Below are 18,639 nucleotides of genomic sequence, written 5' to 3'. Positions count from 1 at the left end.
TTTATTGTCAGCTGTGTCGCTGGATCAGAAGTCCAGGTTGGACACCGCCAGGGCGTTGCTTTCAATGAAGTCGCGACGAGGCTCGACCGCATCACCCATCAGGGTGTTGAAGATCTGGTCGGCGCCGATGGCGTCTTCGATGGTCACCTTGAGCATGCGGCGCATGCTTGGGTCCATGGTGGTTTCCCACAGCTGGTCAGGGTTCATCTCGCCCAGACCTTTGTATCGCTGGATGGTGTGGCGCTTGGTGCTTTCCGCCATCAGCCAGTCCAGGGCTTCCTTGAACTCGGTGACGGCTTTCTTGCGTTCGCCGCGCTGAACATACGCGCCTTCGTCCAGCAGGGTGCTCAGTTGAGCGCCGAGGGAGACGACGGTCTTGTAGTCGTTGCTGCCGAAGAAGTCGCGGTTGAAGGTGACGTAGTTGGACAGGCCGTGGGAGATCAGCTCGACCTCTGGCAGCCACACATTACGCTCACGGTCTTCGCGCAGGCTGGCCTTGTAGACCAGGCCCGACTTCTCGGAGGTGCGCAGGCGGGCGTCGTACTTGGCCAGCCAATCCTGCATGGCGGCGTGATCGGACAGTTGCTCCATGGTCACGGCCGGCAGGTAGATGAAGTGCTCGGTCAGTTCCTGCGGGTACAGGCGCGACAGGCGCTTGAGGGTCTTCATCACCATGCGGAAATCGTTGACCAGGCGCTCCAGCGCCTCGCCGGAGATTCCCGGAGCTTCATCGTTCAGGTGCAGGCTGGCATCTTCCAGAGCCGACTGGGTCATGTAGTCTTCCATGGCCTCGTCGTCTTTGATGTACTGCTCTTGCTTGCCTTTCTTGACCTTGTACAGCGGCGGCTGGGCGATGTAGATGTAGCCGCGCTCGATCAGCTCCGGCAACTGACGGAAGAAGAAGGTCAGCAGCAGGGTACGGATGTGCGAACCGTCAACGTCAGCATCGGTCATGATGATGATGTTGTGATAACGCAGCTTGTCGATGTTGTACTCTTCGCGGCCGATGCCGCAGCCCAGCGCGGTGATCAAGGTGCCGACCTCTTGCGAGGAGATCATCTTGTCAAAGCGCGCCTTCTCGACGTTGAGGATCTTGCCCTTGAGCGGCAGGATCGCCTGGGTCTTGCGGTTGCGTCCCTGCTTGGCGGAACCGCCAGCAGAGTCACCTTCCACCAGGTAGAGTTCGGACAGGGCAGGGTCCTTTTCCTGGCAGTCCGCCAGTTTGCCCGGCAGGCCGGCGATATCCAGCGCGCCTTTACGACGGGTCATTTCACGGGCTTTTCGCGCCGCTTCACGAGCACGAGCAGCGTCGATCATCTTGCCCACCACCAACTTGGCTTCGTTGGGGTTTTCCAGCAGGAAGTCGGAGAAGTACTTGCCCATTTCCTGTTCGACAGCGGTCTTCACTTCGGAAGACACCAGCTTGTCCTTGGTCTGGGAGCTGAACTTAGGGTCCGGCACCTTCACCGAGATGATCGCGGTCAGGCCTTCACGAGCGTCGTCACCGGTGGTGGCAACCTTGTGCTTCTTGGCCAGGCCTTCGGCTTCGATGTAGGTATTCAGGTTACGCGTCAGAGCAGAACGGAAGCCCACCAAGTGGGTGCCGCCATCGCGCTGTGGAATGTTGTTGGTGAAGCACAACAGGTTCTCGTTGAAGCTGTCGTTCCACTGCAGGGCGATTTCCACGCCGATGCCGTCTTCACGCTGGATGTTGAAGTGGAACACCTGGTTGACCGCTGTCTTGTTGGTGTTCAGGTATTCAACGAAGGCACGCAAGCCACCTTCGTACTTGAACAGTTCTTCCTTGCCGCTGCGCTCGTCCTTGAGGACGATGCCGACACCGGAGTTGAGGAAGGACAGTTCACGAATCCGCTTGGCCAGGACGTCCCAGCTGAAGTGGATGTTCTTGAAGGTTTCAGCCGAAGGCTTGAAGTGGATCTGGGTACCGGTGGTTTCGCTGTCGCCAACGATCTTCATCCGCTCTTGCGGAACACCGTGGACATAGGTCTGTTCCCAGATCTTGCCGCTGCGGCGCACAGTGAGGATCAGCTCTTCGGACAGGGCGTTCACTACCGATACACCTACGCCGTGCAGACCGCCGGAGACCTTGTAGGAGTTATCGTCGAACTTACCGCCGGCGTGGAGCACGGTCATGATGACCTCTGCCGCCGAGACGCCTTCTTCTTTATGCACATCCACCGGGATGCCGCGACCGTTGTCGCGAACGGTGATGGATTCGTCCGGGTGGATGATGATGCTGATGTCGTCGCAATGACCGGCCAGCGCTTCGTCGATGGAGTTGTCGACCACCTCGAACACCATGTGGTGCAGACCGCTGCCGTCATCGGTGTCGCCAATGTACATACCGGGACGTTTGCGTACGGCATCCAAACCTTTCAGCACCTTGATGCTGGTCGAGTCGTACGTATTTTCTTCGCTCATGCCTTCACTCCCGATGGTCGTGGGTCTGGGTGATACGGCCTTGTTCCACGTGGAACAAAGCGACTGGCGTTTCCGTCTGCCAGCCTTCCCTCAATAATTCGTGGTCTACACAGGTGATAAACACCTGGCAGCGTAAGTCTTCCAACAAGCGACAAAGTGCGCGGCGATGCTGCTCGTCCAACTCGGACGGCAAGTCATCCACCAGATAAATACACTGACCGCGACGGGCCTGGCTCACCAGGTGCCCCTGGGCAATGCGCAAGGCACAGACCACCAACTTCTGCTGGCCACGGGACAAGATGTCCGCGGCGTTGTGTCCGCCTAAGCGCAGACGCAAATCAGCACGTTGTGGACCGGCCTGGGTATGACCCATTTGCTGATCACGGTGCAGGGCGGCCGCGAGCACTTCACTGAGCTCTCGGTCCTTGTCCCAACCACGGTAATAGCTAAGCGTCAGGCCCTCGAGCTGCAACAACTCGCCCAAGGTCCGCTCAAAGACTGGTTTCAAGGCTTTGATGTATGCGCGGCGGTATTCATCGATTTCAGCGCTGGCCTGACACAGTTCCCGGTCCCAGGCCGCTTGCGAAGCGGCGTCAAGTGTACCATGCCGCAGCCATGAGTTCCGCTGCCGCAGGGCCTTCTGCAAGCGCTGCCAGGTGGACATGAAGCGAGGTTCCACATGGAACACTCCCCAGTCCAGGAACTGTCGGCGGATCTTTGGAGCGCCTTCCAGCAGACGAAAGCTGTCCGGATTGATCAGTTGCAGCGGCAGGATTTCCGCGAGCTGCGCCGCGCTGCGGGCATTCTGACCGTCGATGCGGATCTGGAATTCCCCCTGACGATCCCGGGATATCCCCAGGCTGCTGTGCCCACCCTGGGCCAACTCCACCTGGCCAAAGACCGTACAAGCCAGCTGTTCATACTGGATCACCGGCAGCAGGCGGGCACTGCGAAACGAGCGGGCAAGCCCCAGCAGGTGGATGGCTTCCAGCACGCTGGTCTTGCCACTGCCGTTGGCGCCGTAGAGAAGGTTGATGCGGGGAGAGGGGGAGAAGGTCACCGGGTGCAGATTGCGCACCGCGGTGACCGAGACGCGACTGAGGGACATCTAGCTTCTGCTGAGCATGATTACAGGCGCATCGGCATGACAACGTAAGCCGAGTCATCGTTGTCGGATTCCTGCACCAGCGCACTGCTGTTGGAATCGGACAGGATCAGGCGCACCTGTTCGGTGGTCATCACGCCCAGCACGTCCAGCAGGTAGCTGACGTTGAAGCCGATTTCCAGCGAGCCGCCGTTGTATTCAACACCCACTTCTTCTTCCGCTTCTTCCTGCTCCGGGTTGTTGGCCTGGATCTTCAACTGACCATTGGCCAACTGCAGACGGATACCGCGGTACTTCTCGTTGGACAGGATCGCGGTACGGCTGAAAGCTTCACGCAGGGCCTGACGGTCACCCAGTACCAACTTGTCACCGCCTTTTGGCAGCACGCGCTCGTAGTCAGGGAACTTGCCGTCCACCAGCTTGGAGGTGAAGGTGAACTCGCCGGTAGTGGCGCGAATGTGGTGCTGACCCAGGACGATGCTGACGTTGCCATCGGGCTCGGTGAGCAGACGGGCCAGCTCCAGGATGCCTTTACGCGGCACGATCACCTGGTGACGATCGGGCTGGCCGATATCCGCCTGCATCGAGCACATGGCCAGACGGTGACCGTCGGTGGCCACGGCGCGGATGATCCCGGCGGACACTTCCAGCAGCATGCCGTTGAGGTAGTAGCGCACGTCCTGCTGGGCCATGGCGAAGCTGGTGCGTTCGATCAGGCGACGCAGGCGGCTCTGCTCCAGCTGACAGGTCAGCGAACCCGGGCCTTCTTCCACGGTAGGAAAATCGTTGGCCGGCAGGGTCGACAGAGTGAAGCGGCTACGACCGGCCTTCACCACCAGTTTCTGCTCGTCGACCTTGATGTCGATCAGCGCGTCGTTGGGCAGGCTCTTGCAGATGTCCATCAGCTTGCGCGCGGGAACGGTGATTTCCCCCGGCTCTGCAGGCTCTTCAAGTTGCACACGACCGACCAGCTCGACTTCCAGGTCGGTACCGGTCAGCGACAGTTGCTGGCCTTCGACAACCAGCAGCACGTTGGAAAGTACCGGCAAGGTCTGACGGCGTTCGACGACGCCGGCGACCAGTTGCAGGGGTTTCAACAGGGCTTCGCGTTGAATGGTGAAATGCATGGTCTAGTCCCTTGCCTTAATAAGCTGCGTTGGAGTCATCAAGTGGTCAGAGTACGCAGCAGGTTCTTGTAGTCCTCGCGGATGTCCGCGTCGGATTCCTTAAGTTCATTGATCTTGCGGCAGGCGTGCAGCACCGTAGTGTGGTCGCGGCCACCGAACACATCGCCGATTTCCGGCAGGCTGTGGTTGGTCAGTTCCTTGGACAGGGCCATGGCCACCTGACGGGGGCGGGCTACCGAACGCGAACGTCGCTTGGACAGCAGATCGGAAATCTTGATCTTGTAGTACTCGGCGACGGTGCGCTGGATGTTATCCACAGACACCAGCTTGTCCTGCAGCGCCAGCAGGTCCTTCAACGATTCGCGAATCAGCTCGATGGTGATGTCGCGCCCCATGAAGTGCGAGTGGGCGATGACCCGCTTGAGTGCGCCTTCCAGTTCACGGACGTTGGAACGAATTCGCTGAGCAATGAAGAACGCCGCATCGTGGGGCAGTTCGACTTTGGCCTGGTCGGCCTTCTTCATCAGGATCGCCACCCGGGTTTCCAGTTCCGGCGGTTCGACCGCTACCGTCAGGCCCCAGCCGAAGCGGGACTTGAGGCGTTCTTCCAGGCCTTCGATTTCCTTCGGATAACGGTCGCTGGTGAGAATCACCTGCTGGCCGCCTTCGAGGAGGGCATTGAAGGTGTGGAAGAACTCTTCCTGGGAACGCTCCTTGCGAGCGAAGAACTGGATATCGTCGATCAGCAATGCGTCGACCGAACGATAGAAGCGCTTGAATTCGTTAATGGCGTTGAGCTGCAACGCCTTGACCATGTCGGCAACAAAACGCTCGGAATGCAGGTACACGACCTTGGCATTCGGGTTCTTCTTTAATAAGTGGTTACCCACGGCATGCATCAAGTGGGTCTTACCCAGACCGACGCCGCCATAAAGGAAGAGCGGGTTATAGCCATGCTTGGGGTTGTCCGCCACCTGCCAGGCCGCTGCCCGAGCCAGTTGGTTGGACTTACCCTCGACGAAGTTTTCAAAGGTGAAGGTGCGGTTCAGGTAGCTGGTGTGCTTGAGCGCACCTTCTACCTGGACAGTACGCTGCTCAGCGCGTACCGGTGCCTGCTGCGAGCTGGCGCCCGCCATCGGGTCGAAGCTGTCACGAGAGGGTTCTTCGCTGACCTCGGCACTCTTCTGCGCCGCGGCTTTCTTGGCCGGAGCTGAAGTGGGTGCCGGAGTTGGCGCAGGAGCCGCCGCCGGGGTGGCATTGGCTGCTGCCGCTTGCAGCGCTTGCGAGGCAGCGGCGGCCAGTGGCGCATTAGGTGCAGCGCGAGGCGCCGAACTGCGTTTGCTGCCTATTAATAAGGAAAGAACCGGCGCACTGCCGTTGCCGTGTTCATCCAGCAGCTCGAGCACGCGGCCCAGGTACTTTTCGTTGACCCAATCGAGAACAAAACGATTCGGTGCGTAGACACGCAACTCGTCGCCTTCGGCTTCGACCTGTAGCGGACGGATCCAAGTGTTGAATTGCTGGGCAGGCAGCTCATCACGCAGAAGCTCCACGCACTGCTGCCAAAGTTCCACTGACACGGATATCCCCTAAGTTGAAAGCCGGTGAGGCAAAAACAAGCGGCCATTGTAGCGATCAGCCGTCCACTTATCCACATGTAGCGTGCCCTCAGGACACTAAGAATCAACGCCTTACCCCGAATAAACACGACCAATGGTATGTGCATAAGCTCTGTGGATAACCCCACCTGAGGTCATTGCACAACTCAGGTCAAAACTCTGTGGGTAACTCGCCTGTGGATAACCTCTCGTTCCACACACAGGTTTTCCGATAGCGCAGCACAGGCAGAGCACCGTTTCTCAACCGTGTTGTCATCCTCTGTACAGTACGGACTATAAGGGCTTAAGCCAGTTATCCACAGAAGGTGCCGTCCCTAGCCTTTATAAGCTTTACAGAAAAGCTTTAAATACTTTCCTTCTTTATTTTTATATCTAGCCAAGACTGACTCACAACCCAGGACCCGGACATACATAGATAAAGGAAAAGCTGGTTGGAAATTGACCTAGAGGCTTGCTTTCTCTAGAATCGCCGATCTCTTAAAACGGGGGCCATTCCGGCCCGTTGTGGACGAACCAGGTAACACGACATGAAACGTACTTTCCAACCAAGCACTATCAAACGCGCTCGTACCCACGGTTTCCGTGCTCGCATGGCTACCAAGAACGGTCGTGCCGTCCTGTCGCGTCGTCGCGCCAAAGGTCGTGCGCGTCTGGCAGTTTGATAATCCGGCACTGGAGGTGAGTCAGGACTTCAGTCGGGAAAAGCGTCTGCTTACCCCCCGGCACTTCAAGGCGGTCTTTGACTCCCCTACCGGCAAGGTTCCGGGGAAAAATCTCCTGCTCCTTGCGCGCAACAACGACCTGGATCATCCCCGTCTGGGGCTCGTGATCGGGAAAAAGAGCGTAAAGCTCTCCGTTGAGCGCAATCGCCTCAAGCGTCTGATGCGCGAATCGTTTCGTCTCCACCAGGACTCACTGGTCGGATGGGATATCGTTATCGTCGCGCGCAAAGGTTTGGGCGATGTAGAAAACCCCGAATTGATTCAGCATTTCGGCAAACTCTGGAAACGTCTGGCGCGCAACAAGCCGGAACCAGCAGTCAAATCCGAAACTGTAGGGGTAGACAGTCCCGATGCGTAAACTGGCACTCGTTCCGATCCAGTTTTACCGCTATGCCATTAGTCCTCTGATGGCCAATCACTGTCGTTTCTACCCCAGTTGTTCCTGCTACGCGTTAGAAGCCATCGAAAATCATGGCCTTCTGCGCGGTGGCTGGCTGACCTTTCGTCGTTTAGGTCGCTGTCATCCGTGGAATCCCGGTGGTTATGACCCGGTTCCACCTATCCCTACCTCCCGTTCTTCTTCGATGGCCGAGTAATCATGGATATCAAACGCACGATCCTGATCGTCGCCCTGGCAATCGTGTCCTATGTCATGGTTCTTAAATGGAACCAGGATTATGGCCAGGCTGCCCTGCCGACTCAGAATGTTGCTTCCAGCACGACCGCTCCGGGCTTGCCGGATACGCCAACTGGCACTTCCGCTGCCAACGACGACATTCCACGCGCCGCAAGCGATACCACTGCACCCGCAGAAGCGCCGGTTGCTGCAAGCAAAGATCTCATTCAGATCAAAACGGATGTGCTCGACCTGGCTGTCGATCCACAAGGTGGGGATATCGCGCAACTGCGTTTGCCACTGTATCCACGTCGTCAGGACCACCCGGAAATTCCTTTCCAGCTGTTCGATAACGGCAACGAACGGACTTATCTGGCACAAAGTGGCCTGATTGGCAGCAACGGCCCGGACGCCAACCCGGCCGGTCGCCCGATCTACTCGGCAGAGAAGAAAAGTTATCAACTGGCTGACGGTCAGGACCAATTGGTGGTCGACCTGAAGTTCAGCAAGGACGGCGTCAACTACATCAAACGCTTTACCCTGAAGCGTGGCCTGTACGACATCACCGTTTCCTACCTGATCGATAACGAAAGCGCGCAACCTTGGACCGGTGCGATGTTCGCCCAGCTCAAGCGCGACGCCAGTTCCGATCCATCCTCCAGCACCGCCACCGGCACCGCGACTTACCTGGGCGCCGCCCTGTGGACAAGTTCCGAGCCGTACAAGAAAGTGTCCATGAAAGACATGGACAAGGTGAACGAGGACAAAACCAAGGCGCCCATCACTGAAAATGTTCAGGGTGGCTGGGTAGCCTGGCTGCAGCACTACTTCGTGACCGCCTGGATTCCGCCAAAAGGCGAAAACAACCAGGTTCTGGCGCGCAAAGACAGCAAAGGCAACTACATCATTGGCTACACCGGCCCTTCGATGACCGTTGCTCCAGGCGCCAAGGCCGAAACCAGTGCCATCCTGTACGCCGGTCCGAAAAGCCAGGCGGTGCTGAAAGAGTTGTCCCCAGGTCTGGAACTGACTGTCGACTACGGCTTCCTGTGGTTCATTGCCCAGCCGATCTTCTGGCTGCTGCAACATATCCACAGCCTGGTGGGTAACTGGGGCTGGTCGATCATCTTCCTGACCATGCTGATCAAGGGGATCTTCTTCCCACTGTCGGCTGCCAGCTACAAGTCGATGGCGCGCATGCGTGCCGTGGCTCCTAAACTGGCCGCGCTGAAGGAAAAATTCGGCGACGATCGTCAGAAAATGTCCCAGGCGATGATGGAGCTGTACAAGAAAGAGAAGATCAATCCGCTGGGCGGCTGCTTGCCGATCCTGGTGCAGATGCCGGTCTTCCTGTCCTTGTACTGGGTTCTCCTGGAAAGCGTGGAAATGCGCCAGGCGCCGTTCATGCTGTGGATTACCGACCTGTCGATCAAGGATCCGTTCTTCATCCTGCCGATCATCATGGGCGCCACCATGTTCATCCAGCAGCAGTTGAACCCGACGCCTCCGGATCCGATGCAGGCCAAGGTGATGAAAATGATGCCGATAATCTTCACCTTCTTCTTCCTGTGGTTCCCGGCCGGTCTGGTGCTGTACTGGGTAGTGAACAACTGCCTGTCGATCGCACAACAGTGGTACATCACTCGTAAGATCGAAGCGGCTACCAAGAAAGCGGAAGCCTGACCTACGCTGTGGATAACCACACAAGACGCCCCCTAGTGGGGCGTTTTGCTATCTGTCACTTTTGTCTGGATGTCGGGTTATGAATGTCCCTCGTGAAACCATCGCCGCTGTCGCCACTGCCCAAGGTCGCGGTGGCGTGGGCATCGTACGGATTTCCGGGCCCCTGGCGAGCCTGGCCGCCAAGGCCATCAGCGGCCGCGAATTGAAACCGCGGTTTGCGCATTACGGCCCCTTTCTCAGTGAACAGGGAGAGGTGCTGGATGAAGGTATTGCCCTGTATTTCCCGGGGCCGAACTCCTTCACCGGCGAAGATGTGCTGGAGCTGCAGGGCCATGGCGGCCCCATCGTCCTCGACATGTTGCTGCAGCGCTGCCTGGAGCTGGGCTGCCGGCTGGCCCGACCTGGAGAGTTCAGCGAGCGCGCCTTTCTCAATGACAAGCTCGATCTGGCACAAGCCGAAGCCATTGCCGACCTCATCGAGGCCAGTTCTGCACAGGCCGCGCGCAACGCCTTGCGCTCGCTGCAGGGCGCTTTCTCCCAGCGTGTGCATAACTTGACCGAACAGCTGATTGCCCTGCGGATCTATGTCGAAGCGGCGATTGATTTTCCCGAGGAGGAAATCGACTTCCTCGCCGATGGCCATGTGTTGAGCATGCTCGATGCGGTCCGCGACGAGTTATCCACAGTACTGAGGGAGGCCGGGCAGGGCGCCTTGCTCCGTGACGGCATGACGGTGGTGATCGCTGGCCGTCCGAACGCCGGCAAGTCCAGCCTGCTCAATGCCCTGGCCGGGCGTGAGGCGGCCATCGTCACTGATATCGCCGGCACAACTCGGGACATTCTCAAGGAACATATCCACATCGACGGCATGCCATTGCACGTGGTGGACACCGCCGGCCTCAGGGACACCGAGGATCAAGTGGAAAAAATCGGCGTCGAACGTGCGCTCAAGGCCATCAGTGAAGCCGACCGGGTACTGCTGGTGGTGGACGCTACTGCAGCAGAAGCGGCTGATCCCTTCGCCCTGTGGCCTGAATTTCTTGAGCAGCGTCCGGACCCGACCAAGGTGACCTTGATCCGCAACAAGGCCGATCTGACTGGCGAGCCCATCGCTCTTGAAACCTGTGAGGATGGCCATGTGACCATCAGCCTCAGTGCCATGTCTGCCGGTGCCGGGCTGGATTTGCTACGTGAGCATCTCAAGGCTTGCATGGGTTATGAACAGACGTCGGAAAGCAGCTTCAGTGCCCGCCGCCGGCACCTCGAAGCGTTGCGCTACGCCAGTGCCGCACTGGAGCATGGCCGTGCCCAGCTGACCTTGGCCGGCGCCGGTGAGCTACTGGCCGAGGATCTGCGGCAGGCCCAGCAGTCCCTGGGAGAAATCACCGGGGCCTTCAGTTCCGATGACCTGTTGGGACGGATCTTTTCCAGCTTCTGCATCGGCAAGTAGAGCCGCACCCAGTGAGCTCCGGCAGAGGTTATCCACACCCCTGCCGGTAGCGGACGGCGTTTATTCCACAGACAGGTAGATGCGCGTCTGCAACTGTGCGGGTGGGGTGACGCGTGGATCGTTCACATAGTGTTCGAACATCGGAAAATCCCCTGGTGTCAGCCCACTGTCAGGCAGCCACTCGGAGAACATCCAGGCATAGGCTTTATCCATCTCGTTGTAGGGGCCTACGTAATTCAGGATTGCGTAGCGCCCTGGAGGAATGTCGAACCTTTCCAGCTGTTCGCCCAGGTCTGCATCGGGCGCGACCGCGACTCCGGCTAGCGAGCGCAATTGCTCAGTCGGGACCTGCTCGGGGTCGTTGAAGTAGACACCGAATCCGCTGGTGTCAGAATGCATGAGCCCCCGGCTGGCGGCCAGCATGAAAGCGCGGGTGAACACCGGACCGATTTCCTGGTAGGAGCCCTGATGAGGCAGGGCTGCCAGAACAACGCCGGGGAAGGTTTCGATTGTGATGGGATACATATTTGACACCTCAGGGTCGAAAGGACGGGAACGGGTTGCGCGATAACGCCCAGGCGGCAACCCGAAAACACCAGAGAATGCCCGGTTGAACGCCGCCCCCGACTCGTAGCCGGCACGCAAAGCCACCTCGGCCAGATCCGCGTCAGTGCCTGCCAGCGCTGCGGCTGCCAGGTGCATGCGAATGCGTTGCACCGTGGCGTTCAGCGTTTCTCCCATCATTGCGCGGTAGATGCGATGAAAGTGGTAAGCCGACATACAGGCCAGGTCCGCCAGGTGGTACAGGTCCGGATCGCTGTGTGGATGGCTTGCCAGCCAACGCAGCACCGGCTCCATGCGCTGGCCGTAATGGATTCGGGTTGCAGGTTTCATAAGGCCTCCTTGGTACTCCACTGTAGCGACGGCAGATTTGCAGATTTTGCGATTTTTACCTGCCCCGGGGGACAACGACGTTACCTTTACCCCCTTTCCCGATTCCAGCCGATGAACCTGCGGTCTTGAGTAACAGGTCCATTTCGTAAATGGGCTCAAGTTTCCGCCATTTATCCGCACCATCCGAAGCGTTCGGCACTTTTATCCTTCATTCCCCAAGTGGTACCTGATTTGCATCCTGATAGATGTACAGGTTTGTACACCTGAGGAAATAGTCCGGCTATTGCCCCTGGGTCGGCCGATGGACGCCGACGGGGTCGACAGTCCGGCATTCAAGGAACAGAAATGGCTAGCACGACTGCGTTAAACCGTGGCTTGAGCACCCGGCACATCCGTTTCATTGCGCTGGGTTCAGCCATCGGCACCGGGTTGTTCTACGGTTCGGCGGCCGCCATCAAGCAGGCCGGTCCTTCGGTACTGCTGGCGTACCTGATCGGCGGAGCGGCGATCTACCTGACCATGCGCGCCTTGGGGGAAATGGCTGTCAGAAACCCGGTATCGGGTTCCTTCGGGCATTACGCCAGTTGTTATCTCGGACGCTTTCCGGGGTTTCTCACCGGCTGGAGTTATGCTTTTTCGATGCTCATGGTGTGCTTGGCGGACGTCACCGCCTTTGGTGTCTACATGAGCCTGTGGTTCCCCGATACGCCCCGCTGGATCTGGGTGCTGAGCATCGTGCTGGGGATCGGCGCCTTGAACCTGTGCAATGTGCGGATCTTTGGCGAAATGGAGTTCTGGCTATCACTGCTCAAGGTCGCGGCGATCATCGCAATGATCGGCGGAGGCTTTGCGGTACTGCTCTTCGGTATCCAGCTGGGTGACGGACAGCATTCTGTGGGCCTGAGCAACCTGTGGGCCTATGGTGGTTTTTTCCCCAATGGCCTGGAGGGCATGATCGCCTCGTTCACCATTGTCATGTTCGCCTTTGGCGGGATCGAGGTCATTGGCATCACGGCGGGCGAAGCCAAGGACCCGCAACGCATGATTCCCAAAGCGATCAACTCCGTGCCACTGCGGATTCTGATCTTCTACATCCTGACCCTGCTGGTGTTGCTGATGCTGTTTCCCTGGTCCGGTATCGGCAGCCAGGGCAGTCCCTTCGTGCAGATCTTCAGTGGCCTGGGGATAAATTCAGCGGCAACGGTACTGAACCTAGTGGTGATCTCCGCGGTGTTCTCGGCGATCAACAGCGACATTTTCAGTGCCGGCCGCATGATGTACGGCATGGCGGCGATCGGTCAGGCCCCTGCGGCGTTTGCCAGCACCTCGCGCTTCGGAGTCCCCTGGATGACGGTGCTGGTGATGTCCGTGGCTCTGCTGTTCGGTGTTTTGCTCAACTACCTGGTACCCGAGGAATTGTTCCTGGTGTTTGCTTCGCTGGTGACCTTCTCGGTGGTCTGGGTATGGCTGATGATCCTGCTCTCGCAGATGGCCATGCGCCGTAGCATGAGCCCGGAGGAAATCGCTGCCCTGGGCTTTCCCGTACCTTTCGGCGCCGCTGGCCAGGTCTGCGCGGTGCTCTTCATGCTGTTCATCTTTGTGGTGCTCGGCGCCTTTGCGCAAACCCGTCTGGCACTTTATGTCGGTGTCGGCTGGCTGGCCTTGCTGTCACTGGCCTACTGGATATGGATCAGGCCGAACACCGCCCTCACTGATGTGCCCCTCCCGGACTGAGGATCCCGGCCGTTGTGCCGCCCTCCATTGGATGAAAAGGAAAACACCATGCAAGCGTTCCACCTGCCCCCTTCAACCATCGAGGCGTTTCAGCGCGATGGTGCCGTGTGTATTCGCCAGCTGTTCAGTGCCGACGAAGTGGCGCTGCTGGAGCGGGGGATCGAACACAACCTGGCCAGCCCCAGCGAGCGGGCCAAGGTCGCTAGCCAGGCGGATGATCCTGGCTGGTTCTTCGAGGACTTCTGCAACTGGCAGGACAACCCCGACTACAGGCGCTTCATCTTCAACAGCCGGGTAGGCCATGTCGCCAGCCAGCTGATGCAAAGCGACAACGTGCGGCTCTATCACGATCACCTGCTGGTCAAGGAGCCCAACACTCGGCAAGCCACGCCCTGGCATCAGGATCAGCCGTACTACAACGTCGAGGGCCAACAAAACTGCAGCATGTGGATGCCCGTGGACCCGGTGGCGCGGGCATCCACACTGGAGTTTGTCGCCGGTTCCCATCGTGGTCCCTGGCTGATGCCGCGAACCTTCCTGGACAATCAGGCCAAATGGTTTCCCGAAGGCAGTCTGGCGGACCTGCCGGACATCGAAGCCGATCGCTCGGCCTTCACTATCCTTGGCTGGGCCCTGGAACCCGGGGACGCGGTGTTCTTCCACATGCTCACCCTGCATGCCTCTGGCGGTGTGGGGGGAGATCGCCGGCGTCGGGCATTTTCGCTGCGTTTTCTGGGAGATGACATGCGTCATGCCCCCCGACCCTGGCGCACCTCGCCCGAGTTTCCAGGGCTGGCCACGGCTCTGCCTGCCGGGGCGCCGATGGAACATGAGCTTTTCCCTTACTTGTGGACATGCCAGGGCAAATGAAGCCTGTGCAGAAACCAGCGGATCAGCGGCTTGAGGCCGTCGGAAGAATCGGAATCAGCTGATATTCATTCGTTCAAGCCCCGGCCAGCATCCGCGGTCGCTGCTATCAAATGGATGGAAAGGTGTTTATGCGCTTTTGTAGCTATCTCGCGGTACTGGGTCTGGCCCTTGTCTGCCAAGGCAGTTGGGCTCAACTTCCCTCGGATCAGGCGCCTGTGGCGGAGGGTGTCGCCGCCTTCGAGCCGTCCGCCGTTTCGGCCCAGAACTCCCCAGAGGCTGAAGCTCAAAGCTTGAACGACGGGATCTCGACGAACCCATCTCTGGCGGGCAATGACATCGCCAGCGCCTCGATACTCGATAGCGCCAAGGCTGGTTTGAAGAAATACTGGCTGGTCCTGGTCATTGTCACGCTGGCGTCGAGTTGGTGGATACAAGGTCGCCTGGTCAAGCGCCCCGAGTAACCGCTGCAATCATCACCTGGTGTTATCCACAGACAGGCTCGCGCAGCCTGTCTGTTTCTCCCTCTCCCTGATCGATCCGTTGTAGCCGTTGAGGCCACAACAAGGTCGACCTGTGCCTGAGTTTCCCTGGACGCGGATATTTTCTGTGGATTAAGCCCTGTGAATAACTGCCCTTCAGCTCGGTTGATAACCAGGCTTCAAAACTGAGGAAAACCACGTCTGTGGATAACCACCCCATTCATCCACAGGTTTAAACCGCTTATCCAAGGGCCTCCTGGCCACCTAATCACAGAGTTTAAAACCTCTGTACATATTGAATATAAAGGTCTGTAGCAATCTATCCACAGAAAGCCGTGTGTATAAGAATAAACATAAAAACAAGGATTTAATAAATTTCTCTCTTTTAATTTCTATTGACCGTGATTCATCCACAGCTGGTTAAATTTTGTGCAAAGGGTTCTTTAGGAAGGGCTAAGTCCCTATACTTGCCGCCTTGGTCCAAAAACCAACCCGACAACTACTCCTAATTACTCCTACTTGAAGCAGGCACGAGGTGCGTGGTGGATTTCCCTTCCCGTTTTGAAGTGATCGTCATCGGCGGCGGTCATGCCGGTACCGAGGCAGCACTTGCATCAGCACGCATGGGGGCCAAAACCCTGTTGCTGACGCATAACGTGGAAACCCTCGGAGCAATGAGCTGCAACCCCGCAATTGGTGGGATCGGCAAGAGCCATCTGGTCAAGGAAATCGATGCCCTAGGTGGGGCGATGGCCATGGCGACCGATAAGGGCGGTATTCAGTTTCGTGTGTTGAACAGCCGCAAAGGCCCAGCCGTGCGCGCTACCCGCGCCCAGGCCGACCGTGTTCTGTACAAGGCGGCGGTGCGCGAGATCCTCGAGAACCAGCCGAACCTGTGGATATTTCAACAAGCCGCGGATGACCTGATCGTTGAACAGGATCAGGTACGTGGTGTCGTGACCCAGATGGGTCTGCGTTTCTTCGCGGAATCCGTGGTGCTTACCACCGGAACCTTCCTCGGTGGACTTATCCACATCGGAATGCAGAACTACTCCGGCGGTCGCGCAGGTGATCCACCTTCGATCGCCCTTGCACAACGTCTGCGGGAGTTGCCACTGCGGGTCGGCCGCCTGAAAACCGGTACTCCGCCACGCATCGATGGCCGTTCTGTGGATTTCTCGGTCATGACCGAACAGCCTGGGGATACACCGATTCCGGTGATGTCGTTCCTGGGCTCGAAAGAACAGCATCCACAACAGGTCAGTTGCTGGATTACTCACACCAACGCCCGCACCCACGAGATCATCGCCTCGAACCTCGATCGTTCGCCGATGTATTCCGGGGTGATCGAAGGCATTGGCCCGCGTTACTGCCCGTCGATCGAAGACAAGATCCATCGCTTTGCCGACAAGGAAAGCCATCAGGTGTTTATCGAACCTGAAGGCCTGACCACTCACGAGCTTTACCCGAACGGGATATCCACATCCCTGCCGTTCGACGTGCAGTTGCAGATCGTGCAATCGATCCGCGGCATGGAAAACGCACACATCGTGCGCCCGGGTTATGCCATCGAGTACGACTACTTCGATCCGCGGGATTTGAAATACAGCCTGGAAACCAAGGTCATTGGCGGCCTGTTCTTCGCCGGTCAGATCAACGGCACCACCGGGTACGAAGAAGCCGGCGCCCAGGGTTTGCTGGCCGGGGCCAACGCCGCACTGCGTGCCCAGGGCAAAGACAGCTGGTGCCCGCGCCGCGATGAAGCCTATATCGGTGTGCTGGTGGATGACCTGATTACCCTGGGTACCCAGGAACCGTACCGGATGTTCACTTCCCGGGCCGAATACCGCCTGATTCTGCGCGAAGACAATGCCGACCTGCGTCTGACCGAAAAAGGTCGCGAGCTGGGTCTGGTGGATGACGTGCGCTGGGCCGCTTTCTGCAAGAAACGCGAAGGCATTGCCCAGGAAGAGCAACGCCTGAAGTCCACTTGGGTCCGTCCGGGCACCGAGCAGGGCGATGCCATTGCTCAGAAATTCGGCACGCCGCTGACCCATGAGTACAACCTGCTGAACCTGCTGAGCCGTCCGGAAATCGACTACGCTGGTCTGGTCGAAGTGACCGGATACGGCGCAGAAGATCCACAGGTCGCGGAACAGGTCGAGATCAAGACCAAGTACGCCGGCTACATCGATCGCCAGCAGGACGAAATTGCCCGTCTGCGCGCCAGTGAAGACACCAAGCTGCCTGTGGATATCGATTACACCGGCATTTCTGGCCTGTCGAAGGAGATCCAGAGCAAGCTCGGCGCAACCCGTCCGGAAACCCTGGGCCAGGCGTCGCGTATTCCCGGCGTGACCCCGGCGGCGATTTCCCTGTTGATGATTCATTTGAAAAAACGCGGCGCGGGCCGTCAGTTGGAGCAAAGCGCTTGAGTTCTATGGTCACCCCACAACACGCGGATGAGTTATCCACAGGCGCTCGCCAGCTCGGTGTCAATCTGAGCGCAGTCCAGCACGAATTGCTGCTGGGTTACCTGGCCCTGTTGATCAAGTGGAACAAGGCTTACAACCTGACTGCGGTGCGCGACCCGGATGAAATGATCTCCCGCCATCTGCTCGATAGCTTGAGCGTAATGTCGTTCATCGAAAACGGCCGCTGGCTGGATGTTGGCAGCGGCGGCGGGATGCCCGGTATCCCTCTGGCAATCCTGTTTCCCGAGTCGCAAGTCACCTGCCTGGACAGCAACGGCAAGAAAACCCGCTTCCTGACACAGGTCAAACTCGAACTCAAGCTGGATAACCTGCAAGTTATCCACAGCCGGGTCGAGGCCTTCACGCCTGAACAGCCTTTCAACGGGATCATTTCCCGGGCGTTCAGCAGCATGGAGAACTTCACCAACTGGACCCGCCACCTGGGCGACCGCGATACACGCTGGCTGGCAATGAAGGGCGTCCATCCCTCGGATGAGCTGTTAGCATTGCCGGCAGACTTCCACCTCGATAGCGAACACGCCTTGGCCGTACCCGGTTGCCAAGGCCAACGCCATCTGCTGATACTGCGCCGCACGGCATGATTGGGAACACAAGCAAGAATGGCTAAGGTATTCGCGATAGCGAACCAGAAAGGTGGCGTGGGCAAGACCACCACCTGCATCAACCTCGCAGCATCCCTGGTAGCGACCAAGCGCCGGGTGCTGTTGATCGATCTCGATCCACAGGGCAACGCCACCATGGGTAGCGGTGTGGATAAACACGGTTTGGAAAACTCGGTCTATGACCTGCTGATTGGTGAATGCGACCTGGCCCAGGCCATGCACTTCTCCGAACACGGTGGTTATCAATTGCTGCCGGCCAACCGCGACCTGACGGCCGCGGAAGTGGTGCTGCTGGAAATGCAGATGAAGGAAAGCCGTCTGCGCAGCGCCCTGGCGCCGATTCGTGAAAACTACGACTACATCCTGATCGACTGCCCGCCGTCGCTGTCGATGCTCACCCTCAACGCCCTGGTGGCCGCCGATGGGGTGATTATCCCCATGCAGTGCGAGTACTACGCGCTGGAAGGCCTGAGCGACCTTGTGGATAACATCAAGCGTATCGCTGAACTGCTCAACCCCGAGCTGAAGATCGAAGGCTTGCTGCGTACCATGTTCGACCCGCGCCTGAGCCTGATGAACGATGTTTCCGCGCAGCTCAAGGAACACTTCGGCGATCAGCTGTACGACACCGTGATTCCGCGCAACATCCGTTTGGCCGAGGCGCCGAGCTACGGCATGCCGGCATTGGCGTACGACAAACAATCCCGTGGCGCGCTGGCCTACCTGGCCCTGGCGGGCGAGATGGTTCGCCGGCAACGTAAACAATCGCGCGTCGCAGCCGCCCAGCCAACTTAAGGAATC

General features: G+C 58.5%; 16 protein-coding genes. 11 read left to right on the top strand and 5 right to left on the bottom strand.

Annotation, left to right across the window (positions count from 1 at the left end):
* Nucleotides 1-24: 24 nt before the first annotated feature.
* The 4 genes from gyrB to dnaA are packed head-to-tail and all read right to left on the bottom strand — an operon-like array spanning nt 25 to nt 6,254.
* Nucleotides 25-2,442 carry a DNA topoisomerase (ATP-hydrolyzing) subunit B gene (gene gyrB, locus Q8O96_RS17950; RefSeq protein ID WP_102862425.1) on the bottom strand — a complete coding sequence of 806 codons (2,418 nt, stop codon included), beginning with the start codon at nt 2,440-2,442 and terminating at the stop codon, nt 25-27.
* A 4-nt stretch (nt 2,443-2,446) separates the two neighbouring features.
* Nucleotides 2,447-3,550: a DNA replication/repair protein RecF gene (gene recF / locus Q8O96_RS17945; protein ID WP_102862424.1), complete on the bottom strand. Its 1,104-nt coding sequence runs from the start codon at nt 3,548-3,550 to the stop codon at nt 2,447-2,449.
* Between the two features lie 20 nt (nt 3,551-3,570).
* Nucleotides 3,571-4,674 (bottom strand): DNA polymerase III subunit beta, encoded by a 1,104-nt coding sequence (gene dnaN / locus Q8O96_RS17940; protein ID WP_011058392.1) that lies wholly within the window; start codon nt 4,672-4,674, stop codon nt 3,571-3,573.
* 38 nt (nt 4,675-4,712) lie between these two features.
* Entirely contained in the window at nt 4,713-6,254 is a 1,542-nt protein-coding gene (gene dnaA, locus Q8O96_RS17935; protein ID WP_060842037.1) for a chromosomal replication initiator protein DnaA, read from the bottom strand.
* Nucleotides 6,255-6,820: 566 nt separating this feature from the next.
* On the opposite strand from dnaA, the gene rpmH reads away from it, so the two are divergent.
* The 5 genes from rpmH to mnmE all read left to right on the top strand — a co-directional run bounded on the left by rpmH (nt 6,821) and on the right by mnmE (nt 10,764).
* The gene (rpmH, locus tag Q8O96_RS17930; RefSeq protein WP_003213577.1) at nt 6,821-6,955 is read left to right on the top strand and encodes a 50S ribosomal protein L34; all 135 of its coding nucleotides are present in this window, start codon (nt 6,821-6,823) and stop codon (nt 6,953-6,955) included.
* Between the two features lie 16 nt (nt 6,956-6,971).
* On the top strand, nt 6,972-7,373 hold the full coding sequence (gene rnpA / locus Q8O96_RS17925; protein ID WP_197662869.1) for a ribonuclease P protein component: 402 nt from the start codon (nt 6,972-6,974) through the stop codon (nt 7,371-7,373).
* Nucleotides 7,366-7,611: a membrane protein insertion efficiency factor YidD gene (gene yidD / locus Q8O96_RS17920; RefSeq protein ID WP_003213574.1), complete on the top strand. Its 246-nt coding sequence runs from the start codon at nt 7,366-7,368 to the stop codon at nt 7,609-7,611. The genes rnpA and yidD overlap by 8 nt, the downstream gene beginning before the upstream one ends.
* A 2-nt stretch (nt 7,612-7,613) precedes the next feature.
* Nucleotides 7,614-9,314, top strand: coding sequence for a membrane protein insertase YidC (gene yidC, locus Q8O96_RS17915; protein ID WP_102862422.1), 1,701 nt, complete (start codon nt 7,614-7,616; stop codon nt 9,312-9,314).
* A gap of 79 nt (nt 9,315-9,393) precedes the next feature.
* Nucleotides 9,394-10,764, top strand: a complete 1,371-nt coding sequence (gene mnmE / locus Q8O96_RS17910; protein ID WP_305949173.1) for a tRNA uridine-5-carboxymethylaminomethyl(34) synthesis GTPase MnmE — start codon at nt 9,394-9,396, stop codon at nt 10,762-10,764.
* Between the two features lie 60 nt (nt 10,765-10,824).
* On the opposite strand, the gene Q8O96_RS17905 is transcribed toward mnmE, so the two are convergent.
* Nucleotides 10,825-11,658: a GyrI-like domain-containing protein gene (locus tag Q8O96_RS17905; RefSeq protein ID WP_102862420.1), complete on the bottom strand. Its 834-nt coding sequence runs from the start codon at nt 11,656-11,658 to the stop codon at nt 10,825-10,827.
* A gap of 345 nt (nt 11,659-12,003) precedes the next feature.
* On the opposite strand from Q8O96_RS17905, the gene Q8O96_RS17900 reads away from it, so the two are divergent.
* The 6 genes from Q8O96_RS17900 (at nt 12,004) to Q8O96_RS17875 (ending at nt 18,633) form a co-directional block, all read left to right on the top strand.
* Nucleotides 12,004-13,392 carry an amino acid permease gene (locus Q8O96_RS17900; protein ID WP_115581266.1) on the top strand — a complete coding sequence of 463 codons (1,389 nt, stop codon included), beginning with the start codon at nt 12,004-12,006 and terminating at the stop codon, nt 13,390-13,392.
* Between the two features lie 48 nt (nt 13,393-13,440).
* Nucleotides 13,441-14,262 (top strand): phytanoyl-CoA dioxygenase family protein, encoded by an 822-nt coding sequence (locus Q8O96_RS17895; RefSeq protein ID WP_102862418.1) that lies wholly within the window; start codon nt 13,441-13,443, stop codon nt 14,260-14,262.
* A gap of 128 nt (nt 14,263-14,390) precedes the next feature.
* Nucleotides 14,391-14,723 carry a hypothetical protein gene (locus Q8O96_RS17890; RefSeq protein ID WP_305949172.1) on the top strand — a complete coding sequence of 111 codons (333 nt, stop codon included), beginning with the start codon at nt 14,391-14,393 and terminating at the stop codon, nt 14,721-14,723.
* Between the two features lie 560 nt (nt 14,724-15,283).
* Nucleotides 15,284-17,176 carry a tRNA uridine-5-carboxymethylaminomethyl(34) synthesis enzyme MnmG gene (gene mnmG, locus Q8O96_RS17885; protein ID WP_110594158.1) on the top strand — a complete coding sequence of 631 codons (1,893 nt, stop codon included), beginning with the start codon at nt 15,284-15,286 and terminating at the stop codon, nt 17,174-17,176.
* A gap of 5 nt (nt 17,177-17,181) precedes the next feature.
* On the top strand, nt 17,182-17,817 hold the full coding sequence (gene rsmG / locus Q8O96_RS17880; RefSeq protein ID WP_305949196.1) for a 16S rRNA (guanine(527)-N(7))-methyltransferase RsmG: 636 nt from the start codon (nt 17,182-17,184) through the stop codon (nt 17,815-17,817).
* Between the two features lie 18 nt (nt 17,818-17,835).
* Nucleotides 17,836-18,633, top strand: a complete 798-nt coding sequence (locus Q8O96_RS17875) for a ParA family protein (RefSeq protein WP_011064388.1) — start codon at nt 17,836-17,838, stop codon at nt 18,631-18,633.
* Nucleotides 18,634-18,639 lie beyond the last annotated feature (6 nt).

It is taken from the genome of Pseudomonas sp. LPH60 (assembly GCF_030718165.1).
GTDB classification, from domain to species: Bacteria; Pseudomonadota; Gammaproteobacteria; order Pseudomonadales; family Pseudomonadaceae; genus Aquipseudomonas; species Aquipseudomonas danubii.
This window is presented reverse-complemented; position numbering and strand designations above follow the sequence as displayed.